This is a genomic window from Actinomadura physcomitrii (assembly GCF_008923205.2).
GTDB lineage: Bacteria > Actinomycetota > Actinomycetes > Streptosporangiales > Streptosporangiaceae > Spirillospora > Spirillospora physcomitrii.
This window is the reverse complement of sequence record NZ_WBMS02000031.1, coordinates 101,596-111,403: the sequence shown is the minus strand read 5'-3', so window position 1 is coordinate 111,403 and position 9,808 is coordinate 101,596. Positions and strand designations below refer to the sequence as shown.

The following is a 9,808-nucleotide window of genomic DNA, read 5'->3' as shown; positions in this document are numbered from 1 at the left end:
CCCCGCCGATCCCGGACGGCGGCGAGTCCCGCGGATCCGCGGACCGCGCCCGGGGGGCGGCACCGGCCGGACGCGCCGACCGGTGCCGCCCCGCGCGCTCAGGACGCCGCGGCCTCGAAGTCGCGCCCGCGAATCAGCCTGACGGGTGTGAAGACCGCGACCTCCTCGCCGCGCTGGTTGACCACGCCGCAGCGGGTGGTGACCACCCCGCGGCCCGGCTTGCTGGACGCGCGCGACTCGGTGGTCTCCACCACGACGTGCAGCGTGTCCCCCACGTAGGTGGGCCGCTTGACGGAGAACTCCATGTGCATGAACGCGAGCCCCGTGCCGTGCAGCACGTTGGTCTGCAGGATCAGCCCCTCGGCCAGCACGTAGACGAGCGCGCCGGGGATCAGCCGGCCGCTGTAGCCGCCCTCGGCGGCGTGGCGCGCGTCGTAGAAGAGCGGCTCGTTGAAACCGCCGAGATGGACGAAGCTCATGAGGTCCGTCTCGGTGACGGTCCGGCAGGCCGTCCGGAAGGCCGACCCCGCCTTCATGTCCTCCCACGTCATGCCGTGGACCAGCGGCTCCGCCGTCCTCGCGGTCTCCGTCATCGCACATCCCCTCCACGCTCGCCCGGCGGGAGCCCGGACGGACTCCGACCTCGACGAAAATCTAATCTATTGAACTATATTAGCGGTATGTTCCAACGAGGAGGTGGGCGGTGACCGACGGCGGCGCGCTGCACGGAGTACGGGTTCTCGATCTCAGCCGGATCCTGGCGGCCCCACTGGCGAGCCAGATGCTGGGCGACCTGGGCGCGGAGGTGCTCAAGGTCGAGCGCCCGGCGACCGGAGACGACTCCCGCCAGTACGGACCACCGTTCCTGGAGGGCGAGACGGCGAGCGCATCCGCCTTCTACCTGAGCTGCAACCGGAACAAGCGGTCGATCACGGTGGACTTCACGACCGACCAGGGCAGGGACCTCCTGCTCGGGCTGATCGAACGCTCGGACGTCCTGCTGGAGAACTTCCGGCCCGGTGTGCTCGCGAAGTACGGACTCGGCCACGAGGACCTCTGCGAACGCTTCCCCCGCCTCGTCTACTGCTCGGTCACCGGGTTCGGCCAGACCGGCCCGTACCGGCACAAGGCCGGTTACGACGGAATCTTCCAGGCGCTGAGCGGCATGATGAGCGTCTCAGGCCATCCGGACGGGGCCCCCGGCGCCGGCCCGATGAAGTCGGGCCTCTCCCTCATCGACATCCTCACCGGCCTGTACACGGCGACCGCGCTGCTCGCGGCGCTCAGGCACCGGGACCGGACCGGCTCGGGCCAGCACCTCGACGTCTCCCTCGTCGACTGCGGCATCGCGGCGATGTCGCACTACACCCAGAACTACCTCGTCTCCGGGGTCGTGCCCGAGCGGCGGGGCAACGGCGGCTTCGGCGGCATCCCGTCGCAGGCCTTCGAGTGCGCGGACGGCGAGCAGTTCTTCATCGTCGCCACCACCAACCCGCAGTTCGGGCGCGCCTGCCGCGCGATCGGCCACCCCGAGCTCATCGAGGACCCGCGCTTCGCCACGATCTCCGCCCGGATCGAGCACCGGCTGGAACTGCTGAAGGAGCTGAGCGCCATCTTCGTCCAGCGCGACGCCCGGCACTGGATCGAGGTCCTGGACGCGGCGGACGTTCCGGTGAGCGCCGTCAACGACGTCCGCTCCGCGCTGGCGGACGAGCAGGTCCGGCACCGGAAGCCGCTGGTCGACATGGTCCACGAGGAGCTCGGCGCCATCCCGGGCCTCCGCTATCCGATCAGGATGTCGGGCAGCCCTGTGGAGGAGTACGCGGCCCCGCCCCTGCTCGGCGAGAACACCCGCGAGGTGCTCTCCGGCCTCCTCGGCCTGGACGAGAAGGCGATCGCCGATCTCGCCGACCAGGGCGTGATCTGAGCCCGGCGGTCCTGGGACGTGCCCCCCGATCCCAGGACCGCCGTCCCGGCGTCAGAGCCGCTCGATGAGGGTCCCGGTCCCCATGCCGCCGCCCACGCACATGGTGACCAGGCCGTAACGTCCCCCGGTGCGCTCCAACTCGTTGAGCGCCTTGGTCACGAGCACCCCACCGGTCGCTCCGAGAGGATGCCCTAGGGCGATGGCACCACCGTTGACATTGACCTCTCGAAATCCGGCGGACGCCTCGATTGCCCTTGATCGCCGTCCTAGACGAGGCGCCTGATACCGCCGCATCGCCGGTCTTCCCGAGCTCTACTTCCACCTCAGGTCACGCGGCACACCGTCCATCTCGGTGGCCGTACCGGCGCCCCTGCCAGCTTCAAGGTATGGACCCGAGTCGCGGACGGCAAGCCGTATATCAACTGCACCTAAGCAGCTCGTCGAGTCTGCGCTCGTCGTCGCGCGTGGCCGGGGAGTGGATCACGACCTTCAGCGACGGACGGTCGATCAACCGCATCTGTATGAGGTGGGTCGAGATCAGTCCGACATTGGGATGCCGGAAGGCTTGGTCGCCGCCAGCGGCTCGGACGATCTCGTGGGTCGCCCACCACTGCCGAAACTCGGGGCTGGCCGCCACAAGCTCAGCCGCCATGGCGGCGAAGCGCTGATCGGTCGGATGCGCCGCCGCCTCGGCGCGAAACTGCCCGATCACCGAACGGGCGTGCTCCTCCCAGGCGACGAGTGAGGTCCGGACACTGGACACCATGAAGGTTGCCCACAACACGTTCCTACGGGGAGGCGGGAGCGCACCGACGTCGCAGAACACCAGGGCAAGCGCGTCATTCCAGGCGAGGTAGTCGAACCGTGGGCCCACAACGTATGCGGGCGCGGGCGACTGTCGTTCCAGCAGTTGCCGGGTGTGTTCATCGACGGCCTCGTCACCACCGTCGAACGGGTGCAGCGGAAGTCCCGCGAGGCGCCGGAGATGGCGGTGTTCATCGTGGCCCAGCCGCAACGCCGCGGCGATGCTGTCGATGACCTCGGCTGTGGCATGGACGTCCCGGCCCTGCTCGAGCCGTGTATACCAGCTGTAGCTGACACCGGCGAGGCCGGCGACCTCCTCTCGCCGTAGGCCGGGAACGCGGCGTCGACCGCGGTCTGCCGCGATACCGACGGTCTCAGGCCTGAGCTGCGACCGCCGGGCACGAAGGAACTCACCGAGCCCCTGCCGTCGCACTTCCGAGTCGATACCCACCCACACAGTCTGCCATAGTTAACCTATCAGGCGGAATGATATTATTCATCGGATTATTGTCGTCGGCCTTCATCGAGTGCACAGTGGCGTGCATGAACGACGCAGCAACCGATGCAAGAGCGCAAGTCCTGCCCCGCCGCGGCGACCTCCACTTCCAGATGCTTCTCGGGGATCATGATTCTGGTCCAGAGCAGGTCGCCCTCGATCGCGTATGGTTCGGGCTGCCTTGGTCAGCGCTCTACCTGTACGGGACGCTACGAGACGATGACGGGGAACTCTATACGGTCCTGCGCATCCCTGAGGCGGGCGGCGGCGGCCGCAAGCGGTTCTTCCTGCAAACGTCGATCGGAGCCGACGACCTGAAGGTGCATGACGCGAGCCGCTCGTCGGCCAGCAACGCAGGATTTACACGAATCCATACCGATGGGTCGACCATCCTGGAAAGCGCTCTTGATGCTGCGGGGAATCCGTTCCGGTTCCAGGTCGACGCGACGACCTCATCGTGGATTGAGACCGGTGTCATGGAGCTCCGCGGCACCCTCATCGATCCGGGCCTCCATTGGCACCTGCCGCACGGGGATGAGGGCTACTACTACGTGTCGCAGCTCTACGAGGTCGAGGGCGAGATCCTCGGGCGTCCGGTGCGCGGCTTCTACGGCGCCGACGACATGTACATGAACGGCCAGGTGTACGTCGATGACATCCTCGTCGGGAAGAAGCTGCACGTGACGTGGTACACGTGGGCGACCCGGTACACCGACGGCACACTGGACGGTGGGCATTTCATGCTCGGCCACGACGGTCTGGGGATGATGCTCCTGTGCGACGAGACCGGCGCGGTCCGACGCACCACCGATGTCGAGGGCTTCGTGGAGCTGGACTCCTCGGAGACGTGGCCGAGTTACATCGAGGTGCGTGGTCTCGGCGAAACCTGGGAGTTCCTGCCGGACCCCAAGGGTCGAATGGTCGACTTCATGCCGATGCCCAATCCGCAGGCCGAGGGTCGGTGGCGGCGCAAGGGTGACGATCGTCAGCCTTCGCACTGGTTCGCGTACGGCGAGATCGCCCCGTCGCACGGCCTCGAACCGCGGCGCGGCGTCCCGATCCGCTGACGGAGTATGACGTGGCCAATCAAGAAGACGTCGCGCTCCTCGAAAGCCGACGAAGGCGTCTTGAACGGTGGCTCGCCGAAATGCTGCCCAACGCGGCAGACGTCTCGCTGTCATCGTTCACACCGGTTCCCTCCGGGTTCTCGAACATCACTGTGTTCACCGACCTGCGCTGGCGCGACGCCAGCGGGGTTCACGAACAGGAGCTGGTGTTGCGAGCACAACCGGCGCAGGGCGGCCTGTTCCCCGACTACGACCTTCGGCTGCAGTACGACGTCATGGCCTGCCTGCAGCACACCGGGATCCCGGTGCCGAAGGTCGCCTGGTTCGTCGACGATCCGGACGTCCTGGGTGCACCGGCCTTCCTGATGCGCCGGGTCCACGGCGAGGTTGCGTCGGGCTTCCGGCCCGGCTTCCACGGGCATGGGCTCTTCTTCGACGCGTCGATCGAGCGACGACGTAGGATGTGGTTCGCTGCGGTGGACGCCATGGCGTCGCTGCACTCTTTGCAGCTCGACGCGCTGGAACTGCCCTCGTCGCTTCAGCGACAAGCGACGAGCGCGGACGCGGTCCGCGCCATGCTCGACCTCATCGAAGGACAGCTCGACTGGGCCGCTCTCGGGCCGCTGCCGATCCTCCGTGAGGCACTGGCCTTCCTGCGGGAGCGGGTCCCGGTCGAGGCTCGCGCCGCGTTGTGCTGGGGCGACCCCCGACCGGGCAACATCGTCTACCGCGACGACCAGGTTGCCGGCGTGCTCGACTGGGAGCTCGCCTACGTCGGCCCTCCCGAGGGCGATATCGCCTATTTCCTGCTCGTGGACGAAGTCGTCGCCGAGCTCAACGACGTGCCGCGCCTGCCCGGACTGCCGGAAGCCGCCGAAACCGTGGCGCGTTATGAGCAACGCACGGGACTGCCCGTGCGGAACCTCGAGTTCCACAGCATCCTCCAGGCCCTTCGCATGGCGGCGATGCTCGTACTCACGGTCCGGCTGAGCCCTCCACAGCTCGCATTCCCACCGGGTTATCTGACCGAGAACATCCCGACCCGACGACTCGCAGCACTGCTGCACACCCACGCTTGATCGCACCGAGGGGAAGCCGCCATGTCTGAAGTCCTGCTAACCGCAGCGGACGAGTATCTCTGCCATCAGTCTGTCGCCAGCTTCGAACAGGTGACGACCACTGATCGAAACTGGACTGAGAAGGGCTACATCGTCGCCCACGACGTCTCCGGTGAGGTGCTCATCGCGGTCGGCATTGGCAAGTACACTAACCGCGACGTCATGGACGCGTTCGCAGGAATCGCGGTTCCCGGCCGACAGTGGAACGTTCGCGCCTCCCGCGAGCTGCGGCCGGATCTCGACCGCACGACCGTCGGGCCGATCGTATGGGAGGTCGTGAGCCCACCGACGACGAACCGCGTCGCGTTGGCCGACAACGAGCTCGATGTGAGCTTCGACGTGACCTTCCAGAGCGATTTCGCACCGATCGTGGGCAGCCCCGGTCTGCGCCGGGACCGTGGGATCACGACCAACCACACCATCCGCTACTTCCAGCCTGGCCGCGCCTCAGGCGAGGTCCATATCGCCGGCCGGACATACGTCATCGCCCCGGAAAGGTCCAACGCCTACAAGGACCGGTCTTGGGGCATCCGCTCGATGACTGGAGTCCCAAGCCCGGGTGCGTTCTGGTTCAACGATCCCGCCGCCCGGCCGGAGGCCGCATTGCGCCCCGCCCCGCCGCCGGGCGAGGGCGTTCTTCACGGTTACCTCAACCTCAACTTCGGGTCGTGGGCGCTCTCCTCGACGTTCACCCAAGGTCCCGACGGCCGACCGATCCAGTCGAGCACTGGTGCGTCAGAGGGTTTCGTCGTCTTCGCCAATGATGCGCGGCCGCGCCTGCGCATCACTTCGCTCGAACTCGACTTCGAGTTCTGGCCGAACACACGGCGCGCGAAGTCGCTTAATGCTCATGTCCAACTCGAAGACGGCTCCAAGCGCGAGATCTCGTGCTCGTGGAAGGACCTGGTCTACTACTTCCGAGGTGGTGGTTACTTCGGCTTCCGGGGATGGTGGCAGGGCGGTTATCGGGGGCCGCTGGATGTCGCCGGCGAGTCGCTCGACCTCCGAGACAAGGCGGTCCTCGACGAACTTTACGGCTGCGAGGAGATCGCCGTCGACTGTGTGTGCGATGACGAGATCGGGCACGGCGTGATCGAGCCGTGGGCGATCGGCTCGCTTCCCCGCTACGGCATCACCGAGGAGATGCTCGGATGACGCATCTGGCCACGCTGGCCCGAGAGCTGCATGAACTCGCCAATGCGGCTCGCACCGCAACACCCTCCGAGGACGTCACCGAAAGAGTGTGCGCGCTCCTCAAGGAGGCCAGGGCGCTCCTGGCGGAGCACGTGTCGCCCGGTCCCTATGCCGTCGAGCAGCTCAGCCCCCCGGGCGACGGGACCCTCACCTGGGATCCGAGCGACCTTCGCCAAACGATCCCCTACAGCCCGCTGCTCGGGCACCTCAACCCGATATCAAACCAGGCGGCCGTCTGGGCCGACGGTGATGTCGTGCGCGGGAGCATCACCGTATCGCCGATCTACGCCGGGCCGATCGACACCGTGCACGGCGGTGCTCTCGCAGCGCTGCTCGACGAACTGGCCAGCCTGGCCGTCCTCGCCAAAGAGAATGTCGCCTACACGCAGTCCCTGGCGATCACCTACCGGCGACCCACACCGCTCGGCGCGAAGCTGGAACTGTGGGGGCAGACCGCCGGGCGAACCGGCGACACGTTCCTCACTGCCACCCAAATCCGGCATGCCGGCAAGGTCACCGTGTCCGCAGTCGGCGTGCACAAGGCGGCCGGACGTCGCGACGAAGCTGTGTACCCGGAGGCATGACCCACGAGGGGACCGGATGCCGACCCGCTCGGCCACGAGCAGCGGCACCCGCGAGGTGCTCTCCGGCCTCCCCGGCCTGGACGAGAAGGCGATCGCCGATCTCGCCGACCAGGGCGTGATCTGAGCCCGGCGGTCCTGGGACGTGCCCCCCGATCCCAGGACCGCCGTCCCGGCGTCAGAGCCGCTCGATGAGGGTCCCGGTCCCCATGCCGCCGCCCACGCACATGGTGACCAGGCCGTAGCGTCCGCCGGTGCGCTCGAGCTCGTTGAGCGCCTTGGTCACGAGCACGCCGCCGGTCGCTCCGAGGGGATGCCCGAGGGCGATGGCGCCGCCGTTGACGTTGACCTTCTCCAGGTCCGCCTTGTGCTCGCGCTGCCAGGCCAGGACGACCGACGCGAACGCCTCGTTGATCTCGACGACGTCGACGTCGTCGAGGGTGAGGCCGTTGCGCTCCAGGATCGCCCCGGTCGCGGGGATGGGGCCGGTGAGGAGCATGACCGGGTCGCTGCCGACCAGAATGGAGTCCACCACCCGGGCGCGGGGCGTGAGGCCGAGCGCGTCGGCGCGGGCGGCGGTCATGAGGAGCAGGGCCGACGCGCCGTCGGAGATCTGGGACGACGTCCCCGCGGTGTGCAGGGCTCCCGGACGCTCCTTCTGGTTCACCTTGAGCCGCTCCAGGCCTTCGAGCGTGGTCGGGCGCGGGCCCTCGTCGGTCTCGACCGTCCTGGTCCCGGCGGCGTTGCCCTCGTCGTCCACGACGGGCGCCTCGACGGGCACGATCTGGCCGGTGAAGCGCCCCTGGGCGATGGCCTCGGCCGCACGCCCCTGCGACAGCACGGCGAACTCGTCGAGGTCACGGCGGGACAGTCCCCATGCCTCGGCGATCCGGTCGGCCGCCTCGAACTGCGAGGTCACCTCGTAGTGCCCCTCGTAGCGGGGCGTCTTCGCGGGCCCGAGGTCGGGCATGACGCTGGTTCCCATGGGGATTGAGCTCATCGTCTCGACGCCGCCGGCCACGGCGGCGTCGACCACTCCCCCGGCGACCAGGCCGTAGGCCAGGGTGAACGCCTGCTGCGACGACCCGCACTGGGCGTGCACCGTCGACGCCGCGACGCCCTGGTCCAGGCCGGCCGCGAGCCACGCGGTGCGCGTCACGTTGCCGGACTGGGGCCCGACCTGGTTGACGCACCCGCCGATGACCTGGCCGATCGCGCCCGAGTCGACGCCCGATCGGGTGATCAGCGCGGACAGCACGTCACCGAACAGGTCCGGGGCGAGATGGTGGGCGAAACCGCCCCGCCGCTTGCCGACGGCGGACCGCACCGCCTCCACGATGACCACGTCGGACATGGCGCCTCCTCGATAGATATACTTCAATTGTTTAACTATATCACCGCGATACCCCGGCGGCCGGGCCGCGAGGCCCGCCGAGCCGCCCCAGCCTGGCCATAAATAGTTGGATGATTTAACCTAAGCCTATGACCATGGACAGGAACATGCGGGCGGACGGGAAGCTGGCCGCCGGCCCGCTGCGGCAGATGGCGGAGACGGCGCGGGAGCACGAGTCGAGGGGGTACGCGGGCCTGTGGACCTCCGAGTCCCAGCATGACCCGTTCCTGCCGCTCGTCGCGGCGGCCCAGGCGACCCGGCGGCTGGAACTCGGGACGGCGATCGCCGTCGCGTTCGCCAGGTCCCCGATGACCCTCGCGTACACGGCCTGGGACCTGCAGCGCTACACCGAGGGCCGGTTCACCCTCGGCCTCGGCAGCCAGGTCAAGGCGCACATCGAGCGGCGCTTCTCCATGCCCTGGAGCCGGCCCGCGGCCCGCATGCGCGAGATGGTGTCCGCGGTCCGGGCCATCTGGGACAGCTGGCAGGACGGCTCGAAGCTGAGCTTCGAGGGCGACTTCTACCGCCACACGCTGATGACGCCTTTCTTCTCGCCCGGTCCCCTGCGGACGCCCGCCCCCAAGATCGTCATCGCCGCGGTCGGCGAGGCGATGTGCCGGGTCGCCGGAGAGGTGTGCGACGGGATCCTCCTGCACGGTTTCACGACGGAGCGCTACATCCGCGAGGTGACGCTGCCGACCGTGCGCGAGGGCCAGGAGAAGGCGGGCCGGTCGGATCTGCCCTTCGAGGTCGTCGGCCTGCCGCTGACCGCCACCGGGACGACCGAGGAGTCCTTGGCCGCGGCGGTGAGCGCGGTCCGCCAGCAGATCGCCTTCTACGCGAGCACCCCCGCCTACCGGGGGGTGCTGGAACTGCACGGCTGGGGCGAGCTCGGCGACGAGCTGCACGCCCTGTCCCGCGGCGACGATCCCGAGAAGTGGACCAAGATGGGGGACGCCGTCGACGACGAGGTGCTCAACACGTTCGCCGTCGTCGGGGCGCCCGACGAGATCGCCCTGGTGCTGAGCGAGCGCTTTGGCGACCTGGTGACCCGGTTCCAGTTCTACGCGCCGTACGAGCACGACCTCGACGTCTGGACGCCCGCCCTCGAGCACTTCGCGCAGGCCTCCGCCTAGTTTCACGGCGCGGTGCCCTGCCGGTGCCCGGCCGCGCGCCGCCCCCGTGACTCACGCCGCCGGCCCGGTGCCCCCTTCCGTTCGGGGGCACC

At 68.5% G+C, this 9,808-nt stretch carries 9 protein-coding genes and 1 pseudogene; 6 read left to right on the top strand and 4 right to left on the bottom strand.

Annotation, left to right across the window (positions count from 1 at the left end):
- Window positions 1–98 precede the first annotated feature (98 nt).
- On the bottom strand, window positions 99–593 hold the full coding sequence (locus tag F8568_RS31920; RefSeq protein WP_151597405.1) for a MaoC family dehydratase: 495 nt from the start codon (window positions 591–593) through the stop codon (window positions 99–101).
- 110 nt (window positions 594–703) lie between these two features.
- On the opposite strand from F8568_RS31920, the gene F8568_RS31915 reads away from it, so the two are divergent.
- Window positions 704–1,927, top strand: a complete 1,224-nt coding sequence (locus F8568_RS31915) for a CaiB/BaiF CoA transferase family protein (protein WP_151597404.1) — start codon at window positions 704–706, stop codon at window positions 1,925–1,927.
- A 51-nt stretch (window positions 1,928–1,978) separates the two neighbouring features.
- Here the strand turns inward: F8568_RS31915 and F8568_RS31910 are convergent.
- Window positions 1,979–2,173, bottom strand: a pseudogene (locus tag F8568_RS31910) (acetyl-CoA C-acetyltransferase); the annotation flags it as partial.
- A 172-nt stretch (window positions 2,174–2,345) separates the two neighbouring features.
- A complete protein-coding gene (locus F8568_RS31905) occupies window positions 2,346–3,182 on the bottom strand; it encodes a helix-turn-helix transcriptional regulator (RefSeq protein ID WP_160573835.1) in 837 nt (278 codons plus the stop codon).
- Window positions 3,183–3,274: 92 nt separating this feature from the next.
- Between F8568_RS31905 and F8568_RS31900 the strand changes: the two genes are divergently transcribed.
- The 4 genes from F8568_RS31900 to F8568_RS31885 are packed head-to-tail and all read left to right on the top strand — an operon-like array spanning window position 3,275 to window position 7,190.
- The gene (locus F8568_RS31900) at window positions 3,275–4,294 is read left to right on the top strand and encodes a hypothetical protein (protein WP_151597402.1); all 1,020 of its coding nucleotides are present in this window, start codon (window positions 3,275–3,277) and stop codon (window positions 4,292–4,294) included.
- Window positions 4,295–4,305: 11 nt separating this feature from the next.
- Window positions 4,306–5,373, top strand: a complete 1,068-nt coding sequence (locus F8568_RS31895) for a phosphotransferase family protein (RefSeq protein ID WP_151597401.1) — start codon at window positions 4,306–4,308, stop codon at window positions 5,371–5,373.
- Between the two features lie 21 nt (window positions 5,374–5,394).
- The gene (locus F8568_RS31890) at window positions 5,395–6,567 is read left to right on the top strand and encodes a hypothetical protein (protein WP_151597400.1); all 1,173 of its coding nucleotides are present in this window, start codon (window positions 5,395–5,397) and stop codon (window positions 6,565–6,567) included.
- The gene (locus F8568_RS31885) at window positions 6,564–7,190 is read left to right on the top strand and encodes a hotdog domain-containing protein (protein WP_151597399.1); all 627 of its coding nucleotides are present in this window, start codon (window positions 6,564–6,566) and stop codon (window positions 7,188–7,190) included. Before F8568_RS31890 ends, F8568_RS31885 begins: the two co-directional genes overlap by 4 nt.
- A 175-nt stretch (window positions 7,191–7,365) precedes the next feature.
- Here the strand turns inward: F8568_RS31885 and F8568_RS31880 are convergent, their stop codons facing one another.
- A complete protein-coding gene (locus F8568_RS31880; RefSeq protein ID WP_151597398.1) occupies window positions 7,366–8,541 on the bottom strand; it encodes an acetyl-CoA C-acyltransferase in 1,176 nt (391 codons plus the stop codon).
- Between the two features lie 128 nt (window positions 8,542–8,669).
- Here F8568_RS31880 and F8568_RS31875 point away from each other — a divergent pair, with 128 nt between their 5' ends.
- Window positions 8,670–9,716: a TIGR03617 family F420-dependent LLM class oxidoreductase gene (locus F8568_RS31875; protein ID WP_151597397.1), complete on the top strand. Its 1,047-nt coding sequence runs from the start codon at window positions 8,670–8,672 to the stop codon at window positions 9,714–9,716.
- Window positions 9,717–9,808 lie beyond the last annotated feature (92 nt).

Coding starts and splice junctions, on each gene's coding strand:
- F8568_RS31885 (WP_151597399.1), top strand. CDS start 6,564: ATGACGCATCTGGCCACGCTGGCCCGAGAGCTGCATGAACTCGCCAAT.
- F8568_RS31920 (WP_151597405.1), bottom strand. CDS start 593: ATGACGGAGACCGCGAGGACGGCGGAGCCGCTGGTCCACGGCATGACG.
- F8568_RS31875 (WP_151597397.1), top strand. CDS start 8,670: ATGACCATGGACAGGAACATGCGGGCGGACGGGAAGCTGGCCGCCGGC.
- F8568_RS31880 (WP_151597398.1), bottom strand. CDS start 8,541: ATGTCCGACGTGGTCATCGTGGAGGCGGTGCGGTCCGCCGTCGGCAAG.
- F8568_RS31890 (WP_151597400.1), top strand. CDS start 5,395: ATGTCTGAAGTCCTGCTAACCGCAGCGGACGAGTATCTCTGCCATCAG.
- F8568_RS31900 (WP_151597402.1), top strand. CDS start 3,275: ATGAACGACGCAGCAACCGATGCAAGAGCGCAAGTCCTGCCCCGCCGC.